Genomic DNA, 25,767 nt, shown 5'->3' on the forward strand with positions numbered 1-25,767 from the left:
TCCTTACTCTGCGCCAGAACCTGGTAGTGGCATGGCTAAATAGGGAAAGCTGCTATCCATCATTGAGGCATTGCTTGGGGCACCATCAGTAAACGGCACGTTACCTACGCTGGCATCTTCAGGTGCACACAAACCTAGGTCAACCTCTTCACCGTTAACTGGAATGGGGTAACATAGACGACCCATTACTACGCGCAAGGCAATATCCACTACGTCATCACCAGGGCGACGACCATTTGGGAAACCTGCTAAGTCATCACCTGCTACACCGAAAGCCGACTGCATATCAGCACTTTTTGCTTCAATGCCAGTGTTTAGACGCAACATTTCCGACGGAGTCACCACGGACAATTGGTTTACACCTTCAAAACCGGTTAAGAATGCAGTGACCAAATCGGTACGTGGAAAGTGAGTCGGGGCTAATGTTTCAATATCTGTACCTAAAGTCGTGTTAACCGCATCTCTAAACAAGATATTAAGTAATTCAGGCAACGTAGGGTGAGTGACATAATCTGCAAATTGCCCGTCGTCTTGTGGAGCTGCACTTGAGAACGTGTCTTTATCCGCTAAACCAATCACTAACTCATTAACCAAAGGCGAGCCTAAACGCGAAACTTGTGTCATAGCACCGCCGTTGACTTCGGTGTTAGCAAAACTAGCATTAGGGTTCAAGATACGTGCTTGTGGCAAACTTGCGGTAGTCCATGCACCTATGCTGCCGTTTCCAGAGCCAATCAAACACGCTTTTGGTACCTCAATGGCGATACTAGTGACATTTTTATCAGCCAAGTCGTCATTGTCAGTTGATTGAGTGATGCCTCCAGGGAACCCGCCTTCGTCACCTGCACCTGGTGCACTGTCGCCTTCTACAGGAACAAAGTTAACCAAATCAAATACCTTGCCTAAGTTAACGGTGAAGGGGTCTTTACGCTGACCAACGAACACTTTAGCAGGGCTATCACAGCCTGGAATCGTGGCACTGTAAATAAAGCTATCGGTGTATGCTTTGTATTGTTCAGCACTAGCAAACGTTTTATTGCCGATGTAATCCAATGGCTTTCCAAAGCTTGCACTGCCAGATGTGTCGTTCATTACTGCTGCACTGGTACCTGTGCGCATAGGGCCTGATACCAAATTAACTGAGTAGTTTTCCTTAAAGTTTGCATTGGCTTGATCGCTAGCACTGATACCGCCGACATTCTTAAGTGGCACGCCTACGGCTTTTTGCTCACCTTCTGGGCCGACCATTAAAGCCACACCGGCATTGTCATTCGGTAGGGTTTGGCTGAATTTAAAGGTAAAGCTCATGTCTTCAACCGCATCGCCATCGTTATCAATATGGATCGCGTATACCGCTGCAGGGTCCATAGCGAAATAGTTTGGCCCGCCGTAAGCATCTTGCAGGGGAATATAATTAGCAATAAGAGTGACATATTCGCCTCTCCCTTCTTCGTAGCTGTTAAATGCGTAAAAATCGGTTGAATCAACCGTGGGGGTGCGTGTGATATTCGGTGCTTCTCTGTGACTAGAAGCCTGTGCAACCTGACCAAAGGTTAGACTCAACATGGTCGAGGCTAACAATGTTAATTTTGTTTTTTGCATGACGTTTCCTTTTTATTTACTTGTTGAATAGATATCAAATCCATCAAATACGTCTCACACTTGGCTAGCGTATATATTGGCGCTGATAGTCATTAAACGATTCACTCAAGTAACTGGATGCAAATAAACCTGGTTTTTAAAATTTAGTTAAAAAAAAAGCGAAACCAAGGTTTCGCTGTTTATAAAAATTAGAATTATTTAGTTTTTACTTCTTTTACAGAATAACTAATTTTCCTGTGAATAACACTTCAGTGGGTGAACCGTTTGGTGAACCACCCAATGGCTCTAAACTAACCGCCAAGGCAGCAATATTGATTTGCTCAAATACCAGAGGCTTAACCAAAGTGCTGGCCCCATCTTTTGGCAGCAAGCCCAAGGATACAGGTGCGCTACCATCCTCTGGAACGATCCAAAGCTCGTAGTCAACAGCCTGCTTCGCTTGCAAGGCTTTGGTTGCTCTGACTGCTATTTCTTCATCGGTTATTTCGATGCTCCATAATAGATCTGCTTGCTGATTATTGATAACCGCTATCTGGGTGACCTCTGAAATCGGTGCTGGCTGCATTTGCACTAGCAATACAGCAAGCACTACAGCGGCCGCTGAAGCCAAACCTGCAAGGGCTTGCCATAAGCGAGGCTTCTTCTCTGGTATGCGTACCACATTGCTAGGTTCAGACTTACTTGTCGGTGCTGGTTCTACTTGCGAAGCGATCTTTTGCGCTTGAATAAAACCTAAGCGCTGCTCTATTTTTCGCCAAACGTCGTTGTCTGGCGCCACATCAGGTAACTGTTCACCTAAAGAGTTTAAATACAACTCCCAGCTATTAACCGCTTCGCTGACTGCGCTGTGTTGCATTATAAGCCTGCTAAAACGTCGTCGAGCAGGGCCCCGCAGTGTACCCAATACGTATTGAGCAGCAAGTGCATTGTATAGATCAGGGTTTAAATAATTCATAATTTCAAACACCTTTGTAATGATAGTAATCCTCGGCGGATCCAGCTTTTAATCGTACCAAGCGGCAGATCCAAGTGGGCGGTTACTTCGTGATGTGACATCCCGTTAAAATATGCTAAATGAATCGCTTGGCGTTGCTGCACGTCCAGCGCTCCCATGCATTTTTCCAACAAACCTTGATGGGTTTCTGTCATGGGTTCACTTGAAGTTTGCACGCCGACTTCGTTATCAGTGAGGGGTTCTTCTTTGCGCACTGAATGGTAGCGCAGTATATCTAACGCTCGATAGCGGGCAATACTGATCATCCAGGTGAGCACTGTGCCTTTACCGGCCCGATACTGAGAGGCATTGTGCCAAATTCGCACGTAAGCTTCTTGAAGTGCTTCTTCTGCCAGCTCTTTGCGCTTCAACATTTTCAAGCTCACAGCATACAACTGCTTACTCGACGCTTGATAAAGCTCAGCGAATGCGGCTTTATCTCCCTGAGCTGTGGCACTGAGCAAACTCAACATCGGATCTTGTTTCATAGTGTCCTCTCGCATTGGTTATAAATAAGGCAATACGTTTAAACGTGCAAGAGGGCAATCTGGATTCAATTAATTACAATCTATTTTCGCTACACCTCACCACAAAAAAAGCCGACCATAAGGTCGGCAAAGGGTGCAGCGTTAAATGTGGTACACATTTGCGGCTCAGCCGCTAAAGCAATACGTGGCTAATAAGCTTGCTAGGCGTAACACACCGTGGACGAGCCACCAGCCACAATCGAGTTACTGATGTTTGTTATCACTTGCCAGTCGCTGTATCGGCATTTCTACACTTGATGACAAGAACTCAAAACTTTGCTCTGGCATCTCTTGCCACTGTTCCGGCGGCATAGGCGGGCTAGATAACAATATTTCGTCTTGATGCTGCATGTTGGCTAGGCGGATCCTAAGTGTACGCAGCGCCGGGATTTCCTCGACCTCGCTCGGGCTGACAAACATACCCAAACTGCGGCTCAATTTGCCAAGATACAAACTGCTGGAAAATCGAATAATTGGGGCAGCAAGTAACAAACCAAGTAGCACAGGGGCCAACCACCAAAATAAAATAGGCGTTAGAGATAACGTAATCCCGCCCCACGCGATGGCAATAGCACTGGCCACCCAAGTACGCTTAAAGGCTTCCTTCCACGGCACCATGCGACCTTCTCTGCCTTGTGCATCCCAGCTAACATTCTTTCCAACGAGAACATTAAGTACAAAATAGGCGTGATAAAACATCATTAATGGGGCAATGATAATGGCGATAGTCGCTTCAATTAGCGCCCCGGACATTAATGCTAATCCGCCGCCAAATTGCTCTCTGCGCCTAACCAAAGCCACAATAGCGCCCAGTAACTTTGGCCCTAATAGCATGACCGCAGTGGCACTTAGCAGCGTAATAATGTATTCAGTTTTGACCACAGGCCACGAGGGAAACAAAGAATAATTGGAAGCAAAAAACACCGTTTCTGTGGTTGCGCGTACGACGGCGTCTATTGTGCTTAGCACTAACATCACCAACCACACTAATGACGACATATAAGCTAACGCACCAAAGAGAAAATGCAGGCGATTTACCGTGTGCAACCCCTTACCATTGATAATGCCAAGGTGCTGAATATTGCCTTGCACCCAACGTCTGTCTCGTGTGGCGTAATCGATAATATTACTGGGGATTTCTTCGTAACTGCCCTCTAAATCGGCTAGTAATAGTACGTCCCATCCTGCACGTCTTAACAGCGCAGCTTCAACAAAATCATGGCTGAGTATGTCGCCACCAAAAGGCGCTTTACCCGCTAATGTAGGTAAACCACAATGTTGAATAAATGCGTCCACACGTATAATGGCATTATGTCCCCAGTAATTTGCGCTGTCGGTTTGCCAGAATGCCTGACCGGTTGCCAGCATGGGGCAATATAAGCACGATGCGAACTGCAAAAACCGCCCAAATAAGGTTTGTGAACGCACTGGGATAGGCACAGTTTGAATTAAACCTGACATCGGGTTTTGTTGCATTGCTTTCACTAGCGTCAACATGCACTCACCTGTCATCACGCTATCAGCATCGAGTACGATCATTGACTCGTACTGGTAACCCCAGCGCTGACAAAAATCGGCCAAGTTACCCACTTTACGATGGGTATTTTTTTCTCGGCGTCGGTAATAGATATTTTCAGACAATGCCCCCACGCGCTGACAAAGCTCATTCCACGCGGTAAGTTCAGCTTGCGCCATATCGGGATTCTGGGTGTCACTTAACATATAAAAGTCAAAGTGCTCCAGCTGACCTGTGCGCTGTAAATCGACCAAGCACGCCTCGAAGCCCGCCATGATGCGATCTGTGTCTTCGTTGTATACGGGCATGACGACAGCATGCCTGTCTTTCACAGTGACGTTGTCCAATTGGCCAGCAAAATGTTTATTGCGCTTAAGCTTCAGCGGGTCAATATCGAATATCTGCAGGATGAAACCGATAAAGGCGCTCCAAAACGCGGCAGAGATCCACAAAAAAGTAATACTAAACAGCACCAACAAAATCACTTCAAGCACGGTGATACCGCTTTCTGAAAAGATTTCGTACATCATCCAGCTGCCCGCAATAGAGGTGACAAACACCATTAATGCATATATCCACTTACGGACGGCCTTACCCTTAATATTTATTAACATGGTCGTGCCCTCGCTGTTATCTCGATTGCTATAAAGGCTAAAATTACTCAACCTCGTTGGCGCTCCATACGTAATTCCACACTTCACTCACCTGAGTATCACCGAGGGTAAGAAACAGGCGCATATCTATCGCATTGTCGCTCTCAGGCACTAACTTAAATTGAGCGCGCCACGTCTTCTTGTCAGGCAGTTGAATCACTTCTAAATCTTTAAATGTGCCTGACGACAGAGATAACTGCGGCGTTAAACGAATTGAATCGGTCAAATGCGCAAACGCATCAGTACTAAAATCAATCATCATTTGACGCTCGCTTCGCTCTGGCGCGTTGTCTTGACCCGGTAAGGCTGCCCAACTGTTAAATACTTGCGTCACCCTAGCGACTTCTTCGTGGCGAAGTGCTCCGTTTACTGTCTTTAAGGTGTAATCGAACTGACGCATTTCCCCTTTTTTGAAGGGTTTGGCCGGTACCCAGTAACTAACAATGTTGTCATTCGTTTCTGAGTTAGTGGGTATTTCAACCAGCTCTACTCTTCCTTTACCCCAATGGTTGTTGGGGGTTATCCACATACCTGGGCGTTGGTGATAGTGAGCTTCAGCATCTTGGTAGCTCTTAAAGTCTTGGTCTCGTTGCAGCAGCCCGAAGCCCTTAGGTTGGTCGTCTTGCAAAGAGGTAACCCGCAGATCTTTAGGGTTATTCAATGAGCGCCATATCCACTCGCCGCTTGATGTCTGCATAGATAAACCATCGGAATCGTGCACCTCAGGCCTGAAATCATCAAACTTGCGCGTGTCATTTTCGCCACTGAGGTACATGCTGGTAAGTGGGGCAACACCTAATTTTTTGACGTCTTCACGAGCGAATATAACGCTTTGTACGTGCATAACAGAATCTAACCCGGGAACAAGTTCAAAACGATACGCCCCAGTCACTGATTTACTATCAAGCAAGGCAAAGAACACAAGTTTGGTGTCATGCTCTTTAGGCTCTAGCATCCAGAATTTGGTAAATGCTGGAAATCTTTCACCGCTTGCTTCCGCGGTGTCGATAGCGAGCCCACGGGCTGAAATACCGAAAACTTGCCCAGGGCCTATCAAGCGAAAATAAGACGCACCTAAGAACACGGCTACTTCATCTTTGTAGTGATTAGTTTTTAATGGGTAATGCACTCTAAAACCAGCAAAACCTGCATCTTTAGGCACCAACCCTTTTAGGGCTGCAGCATCCTTTTCATAAATAAAGCGGTCTGTTTCAAACAACATGTTTTTAGTACCACTGTTGTCATCAACTATTTTAATGCCCACCGGTGAGCGGTATAAAAATCCTGGGTGGAACAATTGCATTTCAAATTTGGCTTTGTTTTTCCACTGGGCTTTTTCTGGATTGAAGCGAATCGCGCGGTACTGCTGATAATTCATCTCAGCTAATTCAGCTGGAAGATCTTGTTTAGGTGGCGCATATGACTGAGTAGCAAGGGATTTCGCTTGCTCTGTGACTAGTGAGAACACGCGTTCTTCGGTGGTTTTCTCTGCAGGTGCCTCAACAGGATCAGCGGCCGCGTCTGAAGGCTTTGCTTCCTTGTCTTGTTTATCTTTCGCCTTGGTCTGAGTTTGCTTTATCGATTGCGTTTTTTTGCTATCAACAGGTGCTTGTTCTGGTGTCTGAACTTGGGTAGAAGCCCCCACACTGACAATTAAACACACTAAACCCACAAGACGTGACAGAGTACTCCTTTGACGAGATACCGCCTTGAGGCGTTGACGATTGACGGAATTCTGGGTTGTCATTTTATTTCTGGTCCCTTTACTGGTTTTGGCGTTTTACAATTCTGGGGTTGGTTGTTCCCAGTGATGAGCAGTTTTTACAATACTTGAACGTTTAACGCGTGAAATCGCTACGTCTTCCCCGCAGATTGCAACTTTCGAACCACAAATTAAATATGTGCCAAACCCGCCGAACATTAGACTAAAGGATAAGCAATTAAGGACTCACTCCTGTGCAAACCTGAGACGCAAAAACAGCCAAATGAATAAGGCAACGTAGTTGCACGTTCAGCACAGTGCGGTGCCAGCGACTTACTTGGAGCCCTTTAAAATTAAACCGCGTAGAAAAGACTCAGGCAGCATTGATACTAGAAAGTCCTGAGATTAATGTGAATTTTTAGCGGCAGCATGTCACTGTGAAAAAGAATAATGCCTTGCAAGCAAAATTGGCGCCGCGCGCTCAAAAGTTTTTGCCCGTCGCAAATTAGTCTCACTTTCAAACGTTGGCATCAGGCGTAACATTAATGAGCAGCAATTTTGTTGCTTATTACGGACAGTGGTGTACTGGTATGGATATAACCTATTAAAATTAATGGCTTACAAAATCAAAGGCGAGAATAACCTAGTCTGTTTTGAGAAACAGCCGCGGTACTTTAATCTACTTCGTTGCCAAGTCTCAAAACACGAAAATCGAGATAACCGTGGTATTTTTAACCCGCCATTGTAAATTTTACTCGTGGGACATATCTAAAAAGCAACGAGGGAGAATCGGTATAGGCTGAGGGTTTAAATAGTGGGTTTAAGTAGTGGGTTAAGGATTGACGAACAAAGTATGGCAACATAAAAAAGCCGCAAAAACTGCGGCTATTTAAAATCATATGACTCTTAATTCCCAACATGCGGTACTAAGGCTAGTCAACTAAGCCCTTGGGCATCTCATCACGCATCTCGTTCCACAACTTACCGCTGGCGATACCGTACTTGCGAATGACTAACAACACGCTTTCGTAATCACCTTTTTCAGCAAGCGCGAGCAATTGCTGGTAGTAATCATGGGTCAGCGCCCGAGATTTCTCATTAGAGAAGTAGTAACCACCGATACGTGAATACAAACCTTTAAAGCCATTCATCATTAGAACGTAAACAGGGTTTCCAGATGCAAACGCCAAGTCATGATTTAATTGATAATCTTTAACAGCAAATGCAGTTCCGTCTTGCTCTACTTCTTTATATTGCTGCAGAATTTCAATGGTTTTTTCTTGGTTGTTGCGGATCGCCCCACGAATAAATACTGCACTTAAGTTAGTGCGCGCCGCCAACAGATGATCCACCAGTTCTGAAATCCCATCTTCGTCTAAACGAGCCAAGGTTTCTAAGATGTTCAGACCTGAGGTTTCCCAGAAGTTATTCACTTTAGTGGGCTTACCATGTTGAATAGTCAACCAACCGTCTCGCGCTAAGCGCTGCAGTACTTCACGTAATGTTGTTCGAGTTACCCCAATTAATTCTGATAGTTCACGCTCTGCAGGAAGTATGGTACCGGGAGGGAAGCGACCGCTCCATATAGATTCAACTATATACTCTTCGGCAAATCCGGCTGGACTCTGTGCCTTATAAATCATTTCATTGCTCGCAAGGTTATCAATATTATTATGCTATTAACTGATTGTACCAGATGATATTTCTCGGGAACAATGAATCTTTAACAAGATGTTAAGTTATATACTGAGTGTCACATTCATCGAATAAACTTTTGAGCACCTTATTTTAAGTTAAATGTAGCTAAGCATGCGATTTACCTTGCATTTTTACGTTACAGAATTTAAAAAGTAGTTATAAAAGCTAGAAAAATTTAAAGGTTTGAATCTATGCAACAATCGACCATCGGCGCAGTTTATAGCAATTTCTTGGGTCAAGCCCCTGATTGGTATAAAAAATCTATTATCGCCTTCCTTATTTTTAACCCAATCCTATTCATGGCAGACCCGTACATAGCTGGCTGGGCGTTAGTATTAGAGTTTATTTTTACTCTTGCGATGGCGTTAAAATGCTATCCATTGCAACCCGGTGGCCTTCTGTTGATTGAAGCACTCTTTATCGGGATGACCTCCCCGGAACACATGAAGCATGAAATAGTCGTCAATATAGAGGTGGTTTTGCTGCTGGTCTTTATGGTGGCGGGTATCTATTTCATGAAAGACATGCTGTTGTTTATGTTCACTAAATTACTGCTCAAACTTAAAAACAAGATTGCCTTGTCGATGTCGTTTGTTGCAGCATCCGCTTTTTTGTCGGCCTTTTTAGATGCATTAACGGTTGTGGCGGTCATTATCGCTGTCGGCATGGGCTTTTATTCTATCTATCATAAAGTTGCCTCTGGTAAGGAGTTTCACTCTGATCACGACCACACCAGCGACGATCACGTTGACCACCCAAAGCGCCAAGATTTGGAAGATTTTCGGGCGTTTTTGCGTAACCTAATGATGCACGCTGCGGTAGGTACTGCATTGGGCGGCGTGATGACCATGGTTGGTGAGCCACAAAATTTAATTATTGCAGATAAAGCCAGCTGGAATTTTGGTGAATTTTTTGTGCGCATGTCGCCGGTCACTATTCCTGTATTTTTTGCCGGAATTGCCACCACTTTCGCCTTAGAGAAGTTTAAAGTATTCAGTTATGGCGCACAGTTACCTCAAGTTGTTCGCGATATTTTAACCGCTCACAGCCACCAGCAAGAAGCCACCCGTACCAAACAAGACAGTGCTAAATTGTGGATCCAAGGTTTCATCGGCATATGGCTTGTGATTGGATTGGCAGGCCACTTCGCTGCCGTAGGCTTAATTGGCTTATCTATTATCGTGTTGGCGACCTCCATGAATGGCATCATCGATGAGCACTCAATCGGTAAAGCATTCGAAGAAGCGTTGCCCTTTACAGCCCTATTATGCGTGTTCTTTGGGGTTGTAGCAGTCATCATTGACCAAGGCCTATTCACGCCTGTTATCGATTGGGTGCTGACCTTCGAAGGCCGTTCACAACTAGTGATGTTCTACTTAGCCAACGGGGCGCTATCCATGGTCAGTGACAATGTGTTCGTTGGATCTGTTTACATTACCGAGGTAGCTGCTGCACTTGAACATGGTCACATCACTCGCGATGAATTCGATATGCTAGCCGTTGCAATTAACACAGGTACAAACTTACCCAGTGTGGCAACACCGAACGGGCAAGCTGCTTTCTTGTTCCTATTGACCTCTGCAATTGCACCGCTATTACGCTTGTCATACGGCACAATGGTGTACATGGCACTACCTTACACCATTGTACTGACTATCGTTGGGCTAGCTGCAACATACTTCGGCTTGGGAGATTTAACCAACTGGCTGTATGATATGCATCTCATAGAGCACCACAGCGCGACCTTAGGCGCTGAACCCGCAGCGCACTAATCTAGTTTTGTTTAATAAAGCACCGCTGGATTGCGGTGCTTTTTTGTTTTAGTTATTTTTAGTAATTTTACGAGTAGCGTCATGACCTTTATTTCAAATCTTGCTGACACCCGCCTTGCTTGGGGTCTGTTATTTTTATCGGCATTGGTATTAGTGGCGTATGCCCTATTTAGCCAGCATGCCATGGGGCTGCAGCCGTGCATTATGTGTATTTACCAGCGCACTGCCATCTTTGGAATTATGTTTGCCTGCGTACCCGTACTCGCCGCCAACAATATGCTAACGCGTTTATTTGCATTTGCTGTGTGGGGAATTTCCGCCATTTGGGGAGGACTGATAGCCTGGGAGCATTACGATATTCAAAATGCGGCCAACCCTTTCTTTGCGACGTGTGAAATTGTACCGAACTTTCCTTCATGGTTGCCACTACATGAATGGCTACCTAACTTATTCGCAGCCACAGGTGACTGCGGCAATATTGATTGGGTATTTATGGATATGAGTATGCCCCAGTGGATGATGGTCGTGTTTGCGATTTATTCAACTATTTGGTTCGTGGTGCTTGCGTCTCGGCTCATAGGTAATCGCGCTATTTAACACATTAAAATGTTGTCTGGCCTAGCAATAGGTTTACATCAAAAAGGAGCTGCAGCTCCTTTTTTTTTGCTTCGTAGAAACATCCCTGCCCCCGTGTGCACTAGAGACGCGTAAAACTTGTTTAGCATTCACAATAAAATTAAGCGCTAAACGGAGTCATTGACTTTCTTTACTCTTATAGCGTGACAACGCATTCTAGCCATCCCCATTAATCAGTGCTTTCGCTAAGTGAACACTTATTAACGTGAAATGGTATTAATTAAAGAGATCTAATTTATTCCACGCTCGTAAAACAAACGCATGATGATATGTTTAGTGAGGTTCTAATTTTGCGTTCAGCCTGCGTTGTTTTTCCAAATCAATTGTTTGAACACAATCCTTGTTTGAAGGGACAAGGCCATAAAGTGTGGTTAGTCGAAGACGATTTGTTTTTCGGTGATAGCCAGTATCCCCAACGCTTTCATCAGCAGAAACTGCAATTGCATATGGCATCTATGGACTATTATCATTCGACGTTAACGGCGCTAGGCCACGATTGTCATTACATCGAATATAAAGCTGAAGAACCCGCTATCAAGAGGCTGTTCAACGCACTAGGAGAGCAAAAAATTGAGCAGATCCACACGGTGGACCCCGTGGACTTCATGCTGAAGAAGCGCTTAGAGCAATACGCTTACGAAGGTCATATTCAAATCACGTGGCATAAAAACCCAGGTTTTCTTAATACACAGCGTCAAAATAGTGCCTACCGTGACAGCAAAAAGCGCTGGTTTATGGCGGACTTTTACCGCCATCAGCGCACTCGCCTTAATATTTTGATGGACGGAGACAAACCCGTTTCCGGTCGATGGAGTTTTGATGAAGAAAATCGCAAAAAAATTCCGAAAAAAGAAATAGCAAACATTCCAGAAATTCAATTTTGTGCAAAGACTCAATACCACACCCAAGCCATCGAGCGCATTAATGCTGACTTTTCTGATCATCCAGGCAATGGCCAAACGATCATATATCCGGTCACGCATGAGGGCGCACAATTGTGGTTGACCGCCTTTTTTGAACAGCGTTTTATATATTTTGGCCGATTTGAGGATGCCATAGTAGAAGGTCAAAATTGGCTTTATCACAGTGTTCTTACCCCTATGCTGAATATCGGGCTTTTAACGCCCAAACAAGTCATCAGCCAAGCGATACAATGTGCCGATGAGCACGAGGTGGACCTTGCGAGCCTCGAAGGCTTTGTTCGGCAAATCATAGGCTGGCGAGAGTTTATGCGCGCGACCTACAGTGACATTGGCGTATCAATGCGCACGCAGAATCACTGGCAACATAAGCGCAAAATACCCAGTGCATTCTACACCGGGGACACAGGCATTATCCCGCTAGACGATACCATCAAGCGGATATTACAAACGGGTTATTGCCATCACATTGAGCGGTTGATGGTATTAGGCGGCTTTTTCTTTTTATGCGAATTCGAGCCGGATGAAATCTATGGCTGGTTTATGGACATGTTTATTGACAGCTACGATTGGGTGATGGTGTCCAACGTGTACGCGATGAGCCAGCACGCAGATGGCGGACAAATCACCACCAAGCCCTATTTCAGTGGCTCTAATTACATCATTAAAATGAGTCACTACAAGAAAGGAGCTTGGTCGGATATATGGGATGCGCTGTACTGGCGATGGATAATAAAAAACCACGCTGAACTAAAGAAAAACCATCGCTGGGCTATGATGTGCAGCCAAGTAGATAAGATGGAGGAGGATAAAAAAAACGCCTACCTGACAGAGGCTAACACGTATTTATCTGGGTTATAGTGGTAAAACGACTGGCTAGTACTGCTAGCGATCAATTTTTTACACTTGAGCCTCGCTCTCGGAAAAATCTAATGTCAGCGAGACGAAGGGAAAGGAAAGGCAGTGATAATCACGCTCTCGACGTTTCCCTTATGCGCACAAAATCAGTTAGTTAACCCTAACTTAATCCGTATCTTCCAGTGGCCATATGGCAATATAGTCTTCAAAATCTTCCAGTTCGACATCGTGATCAAATACGGTTTTGCCGCGTACCGACATACCCACTTTATGCATTTTGGCTTTTTTGCCTTTATTTAAAAGTGGATGCCATGACGGTAAACCGCGCCCCTCATGCAACCGGCGATAGCTGCAGCTGGTAGGCATGAAAAATATGTCGTCTATATTTTCTTTGCTCAGCTTGACACAATCCGGGACCAATATGGTGCGCTCGTCATAGCGGGTGCAATTGCAGGTTTTAGTGTTCAGCAAACCACATGCGATATTAGTGTAGTGGATCTGCTCACCACTGTTTATGTGCGCCGTAGGGGCAGCTGTTTCTGCTTCATCGTCATCAATAAACTTGTGCAGACAGCACTTGGCACATCCATCACAGATCGATTCCCATTGTGCTTCATTCATTTTTTCAAGTGGCGTATCAAGCCAAAATTTATCATTCATAATTATATAATAACCAGGCTATAGCCTTACTTTTTGATTCGAAATTTCTAATTGGCAAACTAAATTTCTTGCTGATATCAGCAATCAAGTCATGGGTATGACTAAGATCGACTTTAGGCAAAAGACGTGCAACGCGCAACAAGCCCAACCAATCCTCGTCTCTCATTCTCAGCAGGATATCCATTAGGCGCACATTGTCGTATGACAGCTGTACCTCAGACAAATCCAGTAAAATCCCTTTTAAATTGTGCACGTGAGCCAAATTTATCGCTTTCTTTATGACGATTTCCATCTTATCAACACGTTCTACATGACCCACCGCCTCTACAATCACCACTTTATTGGTTAAGTCTAAACGATGGTGTTGGGTGAAAATCATTATCTACTACTCTTATTCACGACTCTTATTCACTGCTCTTATTCACTGCTGTATGCATGACCGTTATGCGGCGGTTACTTTGCGTTAAACAACGTGTGTCTGCACAGAAAAATGTTGTGATAAATTAACACTTATGTCGTCGCCCGCATTCAATGGCCCGACGCCCTTAGGCGTGCCTGTTAGGACAATATCGCCTGGCAGCAAGGTGAAAGTTTTTGTTATATTTTCCACCAAAGACAAGATGCTATGCATCATGTGAGTACTATTACCTAGTTGCCTTACTGTATTATTGACCGTCAAACTGAACTCGATATTTCGTTCAATATCAATCTCCTGTGCAGGTACAAACAAAGAAATCGGGCAGCTAGCATCAAAACTTTTCGCTCTCTCCCACGGCTGACCTTTAGCCTTAAGCCGGTCTTGTACATCACGTAGAGTAAGATCTAACCCTAAACCCACGCCGATTATGCTTTGTTTAGCCTGTTTTTCATCACAATGATTTAGGCGTTGCCCAATCAAAATAGCGATTTCAAGCTCGTTATGACAACTGCCTAAGCCTTTAGGGATAACAAGCGGCTCGGCTAGATCACACAGTGCGGTATTTGGCTTAATAAACAACAAAGGCTCGTTGGGTACTTCATTGTTTAACTCTTGAATATGTTCGAGGTAATTTCGCCCAACACACACCACTTTTCCAAGGGGCAAGTCGATTTTGCGACCATCGATAAATTGATGTTGATACATTTAACGCCCTTTCTTAATTCGATCAGACAAATACCCGACCGCCACACCGAAATAACTAGAACGATTCCAGCCCATCAGGGTGTGAAAATTATCATAAACCAAGTAAATGCGGCCTTTCTCACCATCAGGCATTATCAGCGAGGCCTTCACATTCACATTTGGCAAGGCACTTCCGTCGTATTTAGTCACGCCTTGCGCTTGCCAATCATCTAGGGTGCGCATTTTGCTTTTGTCTAAGCCAGCCAATGAAATATCAAAGCCATCATGCAATTTAACCTGACGGCCCCATGTTCCCTTGTCGCTCCAGCCTTCTGTCTTTAAAAAGTTGGCAATAGAGGCGAATACATCAGCAGGGTTGTTCCAAATGTCCTTTTTACCGTCACCATCAAAATCATAGGCATAATGTAAAAACGACGTTGGCATAAACTGGCTCTGGCCCATTGCGCCTGCCCATGAGCCCAAGAATTCATCTTGCTTAATATGACCTTGACGTAAGATGTCCATTGCGGCGTATAGCTGTTTCTTAAACATCTCCTCACGGCGACCTTCATACGCCATAGTCGCCAGCGATGAAATCACTGGGTATTTACCCATAATTTTGCCAAAGTTACTTTCGTTGCCCCAAAGTGCCACGATAAACCGCGCTTGAACGCCGAACGTTTGCGCAACATCTTCAAGTACTGCGCGGTGTTTCGCGGATAAATCGAGCGCTTGCTGGACCTTCCAATCAGGTACACGTGTTGCTAAATAAGTATCCAGGGTGATTTTTCGTTCCGGCTGGTTTTTATCTGCTTTTACCACACGTTGGCGAAACGTCGCGCCAGTAAAGACTGAGTCTAAAAACGTTTCATCGTATCCTTTGCTCAGGGCTTCTAGTTTGAAGCTTTTAATATACAGCTCAAAGCCCGCTTGGCTTTTCTGAGGTTCCCCGTGCAAGAATAGAGGCATTAGCGAAACACAGATAAGCATCATCACGGAAAAAACAAAGCGAGACATGCACTCTCCTTTTAGTAAAAATGAAATGGCAAAGTAGATGAATAAGGCTAGCCTCCCAAGATATTAATCCTTGGGGGCTTGAGCGGCTAAATGTTGTTTCAGTAGATTTTCTTCAGGGGGTGGCAACTGCAAATAGAAACCATTTTTGGTTAATTCATCACGCAGGGTTTGAATATCAACTTGTCCCAGAGTGCGATCTTTTTTGATAGGCATAATCATGATAAAACGCGGGGCGCCAAACATCTTCATCAAAGACTCTGGCACACGTGAAAAATCATCTCGCCCTGGCACATAAAGGTAGGTATCCGCTTTCTTGGAACTTTTATACACAGCGCACAGTAAATTAAGCATGGGTTGAGTCCTCACTGGTTGATTGGGCTATATTTAAACCATCGACCTTCGCCAGTGCAGCCTGCAAATGCTCACCGCGCCAGCCCTCTAATAAGTCTGGCAACAAACCTTGCGCACGGGTATCGTCATCACGGAACCAACACCACTTTATCAGCTGATTGATTTGCTTTTTTGAGCCTATAAGTTCAACCGGCACACCCAGTTTCTCTGCTGTTTGCACGCAGACTTGGCGCACTGCTGCAGCGACCTTCTTAAAGCGTGAAAAATCGACTAAGCGTTCGACTGGCTGGGGGTAAGCTGATTCATCCACATGCTCTGCGGCGGCTACGATATCAAGCATTGCTTGACCGTTAATACGAATTTCTTGAGGGGTTAATCCACTGATTTGATGCAGCGCGTTTTTACTTGCCGGAAGACGTTTCGCTACCTCCACCAAATTTGCTTCACGAACTACAAAGTTCAAGGCTAAATCACGCTGCTGCGCTTCTTTGGCCCTCCAAGCGGTTAATTGCTGTAACACATACAGGGATTTGCCGGTTACATGCCAGTTATTCTTTATATTTAAGTAGAGTAATTCGTAGGGAACTTGACTCAGCTTTTTGCGCGTTAAGTTTTCCATTTCGGCAAACACCCAAGCTTGGCGACCTTGAGCAAGCGTTTTATCACGCAACGTGGGATAAAGCTGAAACAAATACAACACATCATAAGCCGCGTATTGACACTGCTTAGGCGATAAAGGTCTGGCAAGCCAATCTGTGCGCGACTCTCCTTTATCGACCTGAATATCTAGCATCACCTCTACCAACTTAGCATACCCTAAAGACGGTCCCATGCCGGTAATAGCAGCAGCGAATTGACTGTCAAAGATAGGACGAGGAACGATATCAAGCGCACAAATAAAGGTTTCGATGTCTTCTGAACACGAGTGCAACACTTTAACGATATTTTCGTCGGTCAAAATCGCTTTAAGCGCAGTGAAATCGCTGATTTCCAGTGGATCGATAAGCGCGATTTTCTGCCCATCGTAAATCTGAATTAAACCGAGTTGTGGATACAAAGTGCGTGTTCGCACAAACTCTGTATCTACGGCAATCGCTTGGGCTTTTGCCAGTTGAGCGCAGTATGCGTTCAACGCTTCATCTGTGGTAATTGAAATATATTGCACGTGTTTCCAAACAAATAAAAAAGCCAGCAAAAGCCGGCGTTTATCTACAAAACAATAGTGTTGGCCTCAGAGCCGCTATTATTTCTCGTCGCGAAGTTCTCTGCGGAGTATCTTACCAACATTCGATTTTGGAAGCTCGTCTCTGAACTCAACTTTTTTCGGAACTTTATATCCGGTTAAGTGTTTACGGCAATGTTCGATAACATCTTGCTCTGACAAACTGTCTTCACGGCGCACTGCGTAAAGTTTCACAACCTCACCGGACGCTTCATGGGGAATGCCCACGGCAGCTACTTCAACAATATGGTCATGCATCGCGGCAACTTCTTCGATTTCATTCGGGAAAACATTAAAGCCAGAGACTAAAATCATGTCTTTTTTGCGATCAACTATGTAGAAATATCCGTCTTCATCACAGCGGGCAATGTCCCCTGTAGCAAGCCAACCATCTTGCATGATCTCTTCAGTGGCTTCGGGTCGGTTTAAATACCCGACCATGACTTGTGGTCCTTTTACTAGCATCTCACCTGCTTCACCGGGCGCAACGTCAACGCCGTCATCATCCACTAAGCGAATATCAGTAGAGGGCAATGGCAAGCCAATAGAGCCGTTGTATTGCTCCAATTGCGGTGGGTTCACACTGACAATAGGACTACATTCGGTTAAACCATATCCTTCAAGTAGCACATGTCCCGTTAACTTGTACCAGCGTTCTGCGACTGAGCGTTGTACCGCCATGCCACCGCCCAATGAGAATTTGACCTTTGAAAAATCAAGTTCGGTGAAACTTGGCGTATTAAGCAAACCATTAAATAGAGTGTTTACCCCAGTGAGCACAGTAAAGGGATACTTACCCAACTCGGATACAAACGCCGGCATGTCTCTGGGGTTGGTAATTAATAAGTTGGCACAGCCCAATTTTAAGAACAATAGGCAGTTCGCCTGCAAAGCAAAGATATGGTAAAGCGGTAATGCCGTGACCACTAGCTCTTCATTGGGCACCGTGACAGTATTTAAAATAGCAGACGCTTGCTCTAAGTTCGCCACCATATTTCTGTGACTCAACATAGCGCCTTTAGACACTCCAGTTGTGCCGCCAGTGTATTGCAAAAATGCGATGTCATCGCCAGTTAAGGTTGGGCGCTCATAACGTTTGCTCGCCCCTTCCTTCAACGCGTCCATAAAGTGTATGGCTGACGGTAAAGAAAAAGCAGGCACCATCTTCTTAACATGTTTCACCACGAGATTAGTCAGCCACTTTTTCGGAAAACCCAACATATCGCCAATTTGGGTCAACATGACCGTTTGAACTGGTGTGTCGTCTATTACTTCACTTAGGGTGCAAGCAAAATTTTCAACGATCACAATGGCTTTAGCGTCTGCATCATTAAGTTGATGTTTTAGTTCGCGCGCTGTGTATTGCGGATTCACATTTACCACGACCATACCCGCGCGTAGTACGCCGAATAAGGCAACTGGATATTGTAATAAATTAGGCATCATAATGGCGACAGCATCGCCCTTCTTTAACCCTGAATGCTGAAGATACGCTGCAAACTGCTTAGATTGCTGGTCTAGTTCTTTAAAGGTAATTGATTTACCTAGATTGATGTAACTTACGCTATCAGCGTAAGTTGATACTGCTTGCTCTAAAATATCAACGATAGACGCATAACTATCAGGATTGATTTCATGAGGTACTCGAGCGTCATAACTCTTTAACCAGGATTTTTCCACATTGCCTCCTCGGCGCTACCTCGACCAAAGAAAAACGCCCAAGCGCGCCGGTCGACGATATTATACTACTTATTGCGCCGCATAATACCCAAAGCCCGTGTAAAGATAAACGCAGATCCCTACATATAATTAACATTTTACCTATAAATAGTTAATTTTCGCGAAGGAAGTGCAAAATATGCTCAGAAACTGATTGCGTATTATCCAAATGTGGATGATGTGAGCCCACAACGCTGAGTAATTTTGCGTCTTTTAACAAGTTTATTCGTAATTCGGCGGTTTTCTTCATAATTTCGTAGCCGTTATCAGCAATGATTACAATGGTCGGACAAGTAATAGCTTTTAAAAACGCTTGCGCTTGGCCTTCGGTCAATCGCAATGAAGAAAAGGTTCTCAGGCGCCTGTCAGTGGTGAATTCAAGTTGCCCTTCTATTTCACACAGATTTCGCTCAACCAATAAGCGAGCGCACTCGTCAGAAAAGCCACCCGCGATCGCTCTTGCGCGGATCACGCTTTGCTTATTGCTCGGGTGCTTACCTTCACTTGCAGCACCTTTGAGCCGGCTTTCAATGGATTCGCGTAATTGCTCTGGACTGCTTTCACTGTCTTTAGTAACAGGCCCTAAAGATTCAATTGTAATATACTTACTCACTCTCTCGGGAAAGCAACTGGTGTACATTGAGCCGATAATTCCGCCCATAGAGTGCCCAAGTAAAATGAAATTATCCCAGCCTTGCGTTTCAACAACTTCATGCACATCGTAAACAAAATCCACCAAATGATAATGTGCATCTTTACTGCGATGATCGGATTTACCGTGACCAGCGAAATCCAGTGCAATGACATAATAATCCGATAAATATTCAGCCAGAGGTTTAAAGGTGGCGGCATTATCAAGCCAACCATGCAGGGCAACGATTAACGGTTTTGACGGGTCACCGAACGCTAGGCCACGCAGCGTGATATTTCGTAAAGGAAATTCAACGTCACTCACATTGGCTTCTAATGTACTTAATTGTTGTGAGCTTAGTTCTTGTGACCTTACTGCTGTCGTGCTCTTTTCTTGGGTGCTCTTGTGTAGGGTACTTTTTGCTTGCATAAATCTTCCATAAAAAAACGGCTATCAATAATACCTAATATTAAAAGGTATAACGTGAGTAGCCGTTTGCTCTGCTGTCTTTACGTCAACTAGCGTTGAACCAAGTTACGTTACATTAATTGCTCTTGGTTTTAGCAGAGGGTTTAGAGCTCGCCGGGCTACTTCTAGTGCGATGAGTGCTGCGTAAAAACACTCGATTATTAAACGGGCGATTATACCAACCGTATCGCCAGTAATCATAAGGCCAAACGCTGATCATATTCATATCAACTTGCTGAATCTCTTTCCATAAGTAATAGCCAGTTGAAGCAAGTGTTGGGAATACGTACTCATGCTCGCCTACCATACCTTTCTCTAAACGAACAAAATCACCGGTAAAGGTCATGGTTCGACCTTTTTTGTACACCATAGGATCTAAGAAGCCATTCACGTAAACCCTAAAACGCCCGATACTCTCATCACTTTGTAGTGGACGGCCATAACTGCGTAACGGGTAGTAAACCATTTCGATTAGGGTATCGTTGGGTTTATTTTCTACCTTAGCGATAATCCCGCCCCAGCGGGCTTTCTGGCCCAATACCTCTTTGGACTTTGAAGCGGCTTCTTGATAAGTAATCAAGTTTGTTTCATCAGGCAACTGAATTTGTTCAGGAAGTGTTGAACAACCCGCTAACCACAAAGTAACGAATAGGAAACCGATTTTAGTGTACATAACCACCTCGACAAAAATACATCATTGAGGCAACGATACTACAGTTCGGGTTAAAGCAGAACTTAACAATAGTTAAAAGGCTTGTATCAAAACGTTACAGTAGCTGGGGTTTATCAAGACAAAAGAGCGTCAGAACGCGAGGAACGTGGAGCAGAATTATTGAACGAGATTAACAGTGATCGGGTTTTGCCAGCCGCTCAAGCGAAGGTATCAACGCCTAGCATTTGTTGAATTTCATTGCGACGTTCTTCTTTGGACACACTCTGGTAGGTATCAATCGCATTTTGTGAACTAAACGTTGAGCTATCATCAGAGCTGGCTTGCTGACGAAATGTCTCAGCCTGATCAAATGCTTCCACCGAGCCACTGCGAATAATCTCTTGCACGTCTTTAGCGCCACCAAGAGCAGATGCCACGTCTTGTTGGGCATTATCTTGTTGCTTATTACGCTTTACTGCTTTGTCGTTTAATGGACTTTGCAGGGCACTAACGGACGATTCGACTCTCACGTGGCTCTCTTATCAATTGAAAACAAATTCTGTATCGAGCAGTGACATCACTCGATTCGGCAATAGCTTATTTGCCATCTGTTATTTATAGCACAGGTTTAATAGGCTTGACTATTCGCCATACGGTTAAGTGACTTCGCTATTTTTAGCACCTAGGCAGTTTCTCGCACCTAGGCAGTTTTACACACCATACCTATTAACCAGCCAAGCCTGTTATTCGCGCCCAGGCAGTTTTTTCCAAGTCACTTTATCGCGCAGGTACACTGGCTCTACCTGTTCGATCTCTTTGGCAAATCCAGCTGTTGCAGCATTTTCAACTAACGGCAGCATATATTTCGCATTAGGATAGAGCACGCTTTCAAGTATGGTTGGTTTACGCTCATCATTTAATGCAGCCAGTAACACATCATAGGCGGCCCAACCGGTGCCAACAGCAAACGACAATGAAGTGGATTTCTGCGCAAGGATTTCAGCAGCCTCCTCTGGGGGCAAGACCTGCTCGCTGCCTATCAACATTGCCAAGCCGTTCTGCGCTTGATAGTGAGCAAAGTACACTTCCCCCATTCGTGCATCAATGGCGCAAAATACATCTTGCGCTTGATGTTCGGTTATCGCCTGCTGGGCCATAGCAGCAAGCGTAGAAACACCGACCACGTGTAAATCTGTGCCCAAGGCTAAACCTTGTAAAATTCCAGTAGCAATACGCACCCCAGTAAAGCTGCCCGGGCCTTGACCAAACCCTAAATAGTCAATCTCATTTAGGGTGGTGCTGGCTTCTTTTAATAAACCGTCGATCATAGGCAAAATGCGTTGACTGTGTTGCTGAGGGCAAATTTCAAATTGGTCAAATTGTTGGCCGTTAATAGTAAGTGCAACTGAGCAAGCCTCTGTTGCGGTATCAATGATCAACAGATTCATTGTGCTTCCTTCTTTAAAATATCGTTGGTACCGGTAGCTATGTTTTGCCTAACGTTTTGACTACTGTCATGAGTAATTTCTTGAGAGATAAACTCTTCATTAGCTCGATCCCCTGTGTTTATTGCACTCTGCCGACGTTGATTATCCGCTGTTTTTTTAGCGGCCTTAAGTGCTTTCTTCGCTTGCTGAGCATCTTCATGGATCTCTTCAAGAAAGGCTAATGCATTTGGCAAATGTCTCGTGCGTTTCATATCAGGTAAACTACGTAAAAACGTTTTCGCATAGTCTTTGGTCACCAGTCGATTATCACAAATGACCAGCACGCCTCTGTCTGTTTCATCCCGAATTAAGCGCCCTGCCCCTTGTTTTAACGCAATCGCAGCCTGAGGGATTTGCAACTGACCAAAGGGGTTGCCACCGGCTTTACGGCAATCTTCAATTCGCGCTTGTAACAAGGGATCATCCGGTGAGGCGAAAGGCAATTTATCAATCAAAACACACGTTAAATCGTTACCTCTGACATCCACCCCTTCCCAAAATGCACCAGTGCCAAGCAGCACAGCATTGTCGCTTTTCACATATGACTCCAAAAGCGCACGCTTAGTCGTTGTGCCTTGCACTAAAATAGGGTTGTCTACCTTGTCTTCCAGCATGCCGGCAATAGCGCGCAAAGTCACGTGACTGGTGAACAATAAAAAACACCGCCCACCACTGGCCGCTATTAACTTAAGGGAGATATCCAACAAGGTTTGCCGCATTTCTCTGGCATTAGGCTCAGGTAAAAAACGCGGGACACACAACATGGCCTGTTTTTGGTAATCAAAAGGGCTATCCAGCGAAAGTGTTTTAGCGTGTTGCAAGCCCATTTGTCGCTGAAAATGATCAAAAGCATCACCGACCATTAATGTGGCTGAGGTGAAAATCCATGCACGCTCAGGGGTTGAGACTATTTTAGAAAATTTCGCCGCGATGCTCAACGGTGTTAGGTGCAACACTATATGGCGCATGGTGGTTTCATACCACAAGCTCACGCCCTTTTGGTTGGCATCGGTGAGGCGCGTTAGCTTCATTCTGGCATCACTGACTCGCTCAAAAATACTGTCTAAGTCTTTGTCGCGACTCAAATGCAATTTGATCACTTCGTACAACACATCTAACGAGTCAATCAACTTACTGATTTGGGTTTGTACATCATTGCGCGCCAACATGTCTCGCCAATTCCCTTTTTGCGCTTGCTCGGGAAACAATAAACGTAAGTCGGCAGAGATCATTTTGCATTTTTCACCGGCGCTGTGTAACTGCTTAGCGTCTTTTAAAGACGTGCGATACACCAGCTCCAAATCACGGCTTAGGTCGTGCAATTGTCTGCTTGATAGCGCTTCACCAAAATACTCACTGGCAATATCCGGTATCTGATGAGCCTCATCGAATATGACCACATCAGCTTCTGGAATAAGCTCGCCAAAGCCGGTGTCTTTTAGCGCCATGTCAGCAAAAAACAAATGGTGATTGACCACGACCAAATCAGCATCGAGGGCTTTGCGCCGCGCTTTGATCATGTAGCAGTCTTCGTAGTCGGGGCAATCTTTACCTAAGCAATTATCCACCGTAGAAGTCACAAACGGTAAGACTTTGGCATCTTCGGCGAGGGTCTTCATTTCGCCCATGTCGCCGGTTTTAGTCGATGTCGCCCAGCGGCGCACATCAGACAGCTCCACCATGGTTGTTTTGTCGAGTAAGGTACTGCTGCCACCGTGCTGACGCAGGCGGTGCAAACATAAGTAGTTTGAACGCCCTTTTAGCAGCGCAATTTTGCCGTTTACCCCGATGGCTTTTTTAATCAAGGGCAAGTCTCTGTGGTAGAGCTGTTCTTGCAGGTTTTTGGTCCCCGTAGACACAATAGTTTTTTTCTTCGATTGTAATGCTGGCGCTAAATACGCAAAGGTTTTACCTGTGCCGGTACCCGCCTCAACAATCAGTGGGGATTTATGCTCGATAGCCTCTTCTACCGCATTCGCCATATCGGTTTGCGCTTGGCGTACTGTGAATCCGGAGATCGCTTGAGATAAAATGCCATCTTGGGCAAACAGTTTAGAAGACTTGGACATAACGAGCGGCGCACGTACCTTTAAATAAAAAAGAGAGGGATTATGCCAAATTATCGAACGCTTTTCAGAGATTAATCGCCCTTTAGCGTATTAATTCTGACACTGGTATTTCACTGGCTAATCAGCGCTTAGGTCACGACGTAAAAACCTGCCATCCCCACGCCACTAAGCTTAATTCACACCTATTTGTCAGCTCTATTCGCTCACCGCTCAACCAATCGGTAACTCGCCCAAACGCGATATTCGATAACAGCGATACCGTTAGTGACTCGCCGCTAAAGTTAAGTAGCACCAGCACTTTACTTGTCTCGTCTTGGCGTACAAAACTGAACACTTTGTCGGCATGGGAGTTCATCACAGGGATCATACGTGCGCCCCACTGACCATTGTGCAAGGCACTGTGCGCTTTTTTTAGGGCGATCAAATCAGTATAAAAATCACCTATTTTGTGGGTACGCCAATGGATAGGGTCGCGCTCAAAAAAAGCCAAACGTTTTGGATTACCAGCTTCTTGGCCATTGTAAATCAGCGGCATTCCCTCCCCCAGCACTGACAGCACAATGGCGCACGCTAATGCATCGCCGAATTGCTCAAATTGCGTTCCGTCCCACGCGTTTTTGTCGTGATTACTGACAAAGGTCATCCGCATTGATGCTTTGGGGTAGGTTTTTTCATTCCAAGAATAATATTTGTAAAGTTTACTCAGCGGTAGCTTTCCCATGGCGATGCCGTGCATGGCTTCATTCCACGACCACGCGTAACTCATATCAAATGCGTCGTAGTGCACGTCACGGGCTTCCCATTCAGCCAGCATGAAAACTGGCTTTATGTCACTTAGCTCCTCACGCACTTGGGCCCAAAAGTCTTGGGGAACGAACCCAGCGACATCACAGCGGTAACCATCTATGTCGGTTTCCTTAATCCAGTAACGCATTGCGCTGGCCATGTAGGCACGAAGTTCAGGTACAGAGTAATCAAAATCGATTATATCGTCCCAGTCCCACCAAGGCGTAGGCGTGAAATCACCCTCGTGGTTTTTGGCGTACCAGTCGGGGTGCTGTTCAACTAAAACATTGTCCCACGCACTATGATTTGCCACCCAGTCAACGATGACGTAAAAGCCTAACTCGTGTGCGATTTCGACAAAATGACACATATCATCAAGACCGCCAAACTCAGAGTTTAGCGCGAAGTAATCTTGCACAGCATAAGGACTGCCCAAGGCGCCTTTACGATTTTTTTTACCGATAGGATGAATGGGCATGAGCCATAAAATACGTACACCGAGTTGCTTTAAACGTGGCAAGTGCGCCTCAGCCGCGCTAAACGTACCTTCGGGGGTAAATTGGCGGAGATTGATTTCATAGATAACCGCATCTTTGCACCAGCTTGGCGCTTGGATTTTCACCGGTGACTGGGGCTGATGATCAGTTAAGTTGGACGCATGAGCAGAAGATGAATGAGCAGATGGTTCGGTGTTAGGCATAGAGACTCCAACTTTTTAGCGCGAA

At 45.1% G+C, this 25,767-nt stretch carries 22 protein-coding genes; 3 read left to right on the forward strand and 19 right to left on the reverse strand.

Going from position 1 to position 25,767, the window contains the following annotated elements; all coding sequences use genetic code 11:
• Positions 1 to 3: 3 nt before the first annotated feature.
• The 6 genes from AC0VYA_RS14115 to fadR all read right to left on the reverse strand — a co-directional run bounded on the left by AC0VYA_RS14115 (position 4) and on the right by fadR (position 8,637).
• Positions 4 to 1,566, reverse strand: coding sequence for a DUF4331 domain-containing protein (locus AC0VYA_RS14115; RefSeq protein WP_475491074.1), 1,563 nt, complete (start codon positions 1,564 to 1,566; stop codon positions 4 to 6).
• 250 nt (positions 1,567 to 1,816) lie between these two features.
• Positions 1,817 to 2,557 carry an anti-sigma factor gene (locus AC0VYA_RS14120; RefSeq protein ID WP_475488704.1) on the reverse strand — a complete coding sequence of 247 codons (741 nt, stop codon included), beginning with the start codon at positions 2,555 to 2,557 and terminating at the stop codon, positions 1,817 to 1,819.
• Positions 2,554 to 3,084, reverse strand: a complete 531-nt coding sequence (locus AC0VYA_RS14125) for a sigma-70 family RNA polymerase sigma factor (RefSeq protein WP_475488705.1) — start codon at positions 3,082 to 3,084, stop codon at positions 2,554 to 2,556. Before AC0VYA_RS14125 ends, AC0VYA_RS14120 begins: the two co-directional genes overlap by 4 nt.
• Before the next feature lie 243 nt (positions 3,085 to 3,327).
• Positions 3,328 to 5,253: a glucans biosynthesis glucosyltransferase MdoH gene (gene mdoH, locus AC0VYA_RS14130; RefSeq protein WP_475488706.1), complete on the reverse strand. Its 1,926-nt coding sequence runs from the start codon at positions 5,251 to 5,253 to the stop codon at positions 3,328 to 3,330.
• 43 nt (positions 5,254 to 5,296) lie between these two features.
• Positions 5,297 to 7,039, reverse strand: coding sequence for an OpgD/OpgG family glucan biosynthesis protein (locus AC0VYA_RS14135; protein ID WP_475488707.1), 1,743 nt, complete (start codon positions 7,037 to 7,039; stop codon positions 5,297 to 5,299).
• An 887-nt stretch (positions 7,040 to 7,926) separates the two neighbouring features.
• Positions 7,927 to 8,637, reverse strand: coding sequence for a fatty acid metabolism transcriptional regulator FadR (fadR, locus tag AC0VYA_RS14140; protein ID WP_473474836.1), 711 nt, complete (start codon positions 8,635 to 8,637; stop codon positions 7,927 to 7,929).
• A 246-nt stretch (positions 8,638 to 8,883) separates the two neighbouring features.
• Here fadR and nhaB point away from each other — a divergent pair, with 246 nt between their 5' ends.
• From nhaB to AC0VYA_RS14155, 3 genes are all read left to right on the forward strand, one after another.
• Entirely contained in the window at positions 8,884 to 10,464 is a 1,581-nt protein-coding gene (gene nhaB, locus AC0VYA_RS14145; RefSeq protein WP_475488708.1) for a sodium/proton antiporter NhaB, read from the forward strand.
• 81 nt (positions 10,465 to 10,545) lie between these two features.
• Positions 10,546 to 11,061, forward strand: a complete 516-nt coding sequence (gene dsbB / locus AC0VYA_RS14150; protein ID WP_473474839.1) for a disulfide bond formation protein DsbB — start codon at positions 10,546 to 10,548, stop codon at positions 11,059 to 11,061.
• Between the two features lie 404 nt (positions 11,062 to 11,465).
• Positions 11,466 to 12,881, forward strand: coding sequence for a cryptochrome/photolyase family protein (locus AC0VYA_RS14155; RefSeq protein WP_475488709.1), 1,416 nt, complete (start codon positions 11,466 to 11,468; stop codon positions 12,879 to 12,881).
• A 162-nt stretch (positions 12,882 to 13,043) separates the two neighbouring features.
• Here AC0VYA_RS14155 and AC0VYA_RS14160 read toward each other — a convergent pair whose 3' ends face one another.
• The 13 genes from AC0VYA_RS14160 to AC0VYA_RS14220 all read right to left on the reverse strand — a co-directional run bounded on the left by AC0VYA_RS14160 (position 13,044) and on the right by AC0VYA_RS14220 (position 25,742).
• Positions 13,044 to 13,538 carry a YcgN family cysteine cluster protein gene (locus AC0VYA_RS14160; RefSeq protein WP_011575567.1) on the reverse strand — a complete coding sequence of 165 codons (495 nt, stop codon included), beginning with the start codon at positions 13,536 to 13,538 and terminating at the stop codon, positions 13,044 to 13,046.
• Complete coding sequence (locus AC0VYA_RS14165; protein ID WP_475488710.1) at positions 13,531 to 13,917, reverse strand: hypothetical protein; 387 nt, start codon at positions 13,915 to 13,917, stop codon at positions 13,531 to 13,533. Before AC0VYA_RS14165 ends, AC0VYA_RS14160 begins: the two co-directional genes overlap by 8 nt.
• Positions 13,918 to 14,001: 84 nt before the next feature.
• Positions 14,002 to 14,661: a fumarylacetoacetate hydrolase family protein gene (locus tag AC0VYA_RS14170; protein WP_475488711.1), complete on the reverse strand. Its 660-nt coding sequence runs from the start codon at positions 14,659 to 14,661 to the stop codon at positions 14,002 to 14,004.
• Complete coding sequence (locus AC0VYA_RS14175) at positions 14,662 to 15,657, reverse strand: lytic murein transglycosylase (protein ID WP_475488712.1); 996 nt, start codon at positions 15,655 to 15,657, stop codon at positions 14,662 to 14,664.
• 63 nt (positions 15,658 to 15,720) lie between these two features.
• Positions 15,721 to 16,008: a YcgL domain-containing protein gene (locus tag AC0VYA_RS14180; protein WP_473474848.1), complete on the reverse strand. Its 288-nt coding sequence runs from the start codon at positions 16,006 to 16,008 to the stop codon at positions 15,721 to 15,723.
• Positions 16,001 to 17,173 (reverse strand): ribonuclease D, encoded by a 1,173-nt coding sequence (rnd, locus tag AC0VYA_RS14185; protein ID WP_475488713.1) that lies wholly within the window; start codon positions 17,171 to 17,173, stop codon positions 16,001 to 16,003. Before rnd ends, AC0VYA_RS14180 begins: the two co-directional genes overlap by 8 nt.
• Before the next feature lie 78 nt (positions 17,174 to 17,251).
• The gene (fadD, locus tag AC0VYA_RS14190) at positions 17,252 to 18,910 is read right to left on the reverse strand and encodes a long-chain-fatty-acid--CoA ligase FadD (protein ID WP_473474851.1); all 1,659 of its coding nucleotides are present in this window, start codon (positions 18,908 to 18,910) and stop codon (positions 17,252 to 17,254) included.
• Between the two features lie 151 nt (positions 18,911 to 19,061).
• On the reverse strand, positions 19,062 to 20,009 hold the full coding sequence (locus tag AC0VYA_RS14195; RefSeq protein WP_475488714.1) for an alpha/beta fold hydrolase: 948 nt from the start codon (positions 20,007 to 20,009) through the stop codon (positions 19,062 to 19,064).
• A gap of 115 nt (positions 20,010 to 20,124) precedes the next feature.
• Entirely contained in the window at positions 20,125 to 20,721 is a 597-nt protein-coding gene (locus AC0VYA_RS14200; protein WP_011575575.1) for a Slp family lipoprotein, read from the reverse strand.
• Positions 20,722 to 20,918: 197 nt separating this feature from the next.
• Positions 20,919 to 21,230: a hypothetical protein gene (locus AC0VYA_RS14205; RefSeq protein ID WP_011575576.1), complete on the reverse strand. Its 312-nt coding sequence runs from the start codon at positions 21,228 to 21,230 to the stop codon at positions 20,919 to 20,921.
• A gap of 213 nt (positions 21,231 to 21,443) precedes the next feature.
• Complete coding sequence (gene tsaB, locus AC0VYA_RS14210) at positions 21,444 to 22,148, reverse strand: tRNA (adenosine(37)-N6)-threonylcarbamoyltransferase complex dimerization subunit type 1 TsaB (RefSeq protein ID WP_475488715.1); 705 nt, start codon at positions 22,146 to 22,148, stop codon at positions 21,444 to 21,446.
• Complete coding sequence (locus AC0VYA_RS14215; RefSeq protein WP_475488716.1) at positions 22,145 to 24,256, reverse strand: ATP-dependent DNA helicase; 2,112 nt, start codon at positions 24,254 to 24,256, stop codon at positions 22,145 to 22,147. The genes tsaB and AC0VYA_RS14215 overlap by 4 nt, the downstream gene beginning before the upstream one ends.
• A 133-nt stretch (positions 24,257 to 24,389) precedes the next feature.
• Positions 24,390 to 25,742, reverse strand: coding sequence for an alpha-amylase family glycosyl hydrolase (locus tag AC0VYA_RS14220; protein ID WP_475488717.1), 1,353 nt, complete (start codon positions 25,740 to 25,742; stop codon positions 24,390 to 24,392).
• Positions 25,743 to 25,767 lie beyond the last annotated feature (25 nt).

Source organism: Paraglaciecola sp. QJM3NY_14 (assembly GCF_056173245.1).

Excerpts from the sequence above, each read along its gene's own strand:
- AC0VYA_RS14115 (WP_475491074.1), bottom strand. The coding sequence starts at position 1,566 with ATGTTGAGTCTAACCTTTGGTCAGGTTGCACAGGCTTCTAGTCACAGA.
- AC0VYA_RS14200 (WP_011575575.1), bottom strand. The coding sequence starts at position 20,721 with ATGTACACTAAAATCGGTTTCCTATTCGTTACTTTGTGGTTAGCGGGT.
- AC0VYA_RS14135 (WP_475488707.1), bottom strand. The coding sequence starts at position 7,039 with ATGACAACCCAGAATTCCGTCAATCGTCAACGCCTCAAGGCGGTATCT.
- AC0VYA_RS14120 (WP_475488704.1), bottom strand. The coding sequence starts at position 2,557 with ATGAATTATTTAAACCCTGATCTATACAATGCACTTGCTGCTCAATAC.
- AC0VYA_RS14125 (WP_475488705.1), bottom strand. The coding sequence starts at position 3,084 with ATGAAACAAGATCCGATGTTGAGTTTGCTCAGTGCCACAGCTCAGGGA.
- AC0VYA_RS14160 (WP_011575567.1), bottom strand. The coding sequence starts at position 13,538 with ATGAATGATAAATTTTGGCTTGATACGCCACTTGAAAAAATGAATGAA.
- AC0VYA_RS14165 (WP_475488710.1), bottom strand. The coding sequence starts at position 13,917 with ATGATTTTCACCCAACACCATCGTTTAGACTTAACCAATAAAGTGGTG.
- AC0VYA_RS14195 (WP_475488714.1), bottom strand. The coding sequence starts at position 20,009 with ATGCAAGCAAAAAGTACCCTACACAAGAGCACCCAAGAAAAGAGCACG.
- tsaB (WP_475488715.1), bottom strand. The coding sequence starts at position 22,148 with ATGAATCTGTTGATCATTGATACCGCAACAGAGGCTTGCTCAGTTGCA.
- AC0VYA_RS14215 (WP_475488716.1), bottom strand. The coding sequence starts at position 24,256 with ATGTCCAAGTCTTCTAAACTGTTTGCCCAAGATGGCATTTTATCTCAA.
- AC0VYA_RS14180 (WP_473474848.1), bottom strand. The coding sequence starts at position 16,008 with ATGCTTAATTTACTGTGCGCTGTGTATAAAAGTTCCAAGAAAGCGGAT.
- fadR (WP_473474836.1), bottom strand. The coding sequence starts at position 8,637 with ATGATTTATAAGGCACAGAGTCCAGCCGGATTTGCCGAAGAGTATATA.
- nhaB (WP_475488708.1), top strand. The coding sequence starts at position 8,884 with ATGCAACAATCGACCATCGGCGCAGTTTATAGCAATTTCTTGGGTCAA.
- AC0VYA_RS14175 (WP_475488712.1), bottom strand. The coding sequence starts at position 15,657 with ATGTCTCGCTTTGTTTTTTCCGTGATGATGCTTATCTGTGTTTCGCTA.
- AC0VYA_RS14220 (WP_475488717.1), bottom strand. The coding sequence starts at position 25,742 with ATGCCTAACACCGAACCATCTGCTCATTCATCTTCTGCTCATGCGTCC.
- AC0VYA_RS14170 (WP_475488711.1), bottom strand. The coding sequence starts at position 14,661 with ATGTATCAACATCAATTTATCGATGGTCGCAAAATCGACTTGCCCCTT.
- mdoH (WP_475488706.1), bottom strand. The coding sequence starts at position 5,253 with ATGTTAATAAATATTAAGGGTAAGGCCGTCCGTAAGTGGATATATGCA.
- dsbB (WP_473474839.1), top strand. The coding sequence starts at position 10,546 with ATGACCTTTATTTCAAATCTTGCTGACACCCGCCTTGCTTGGGGTCTG.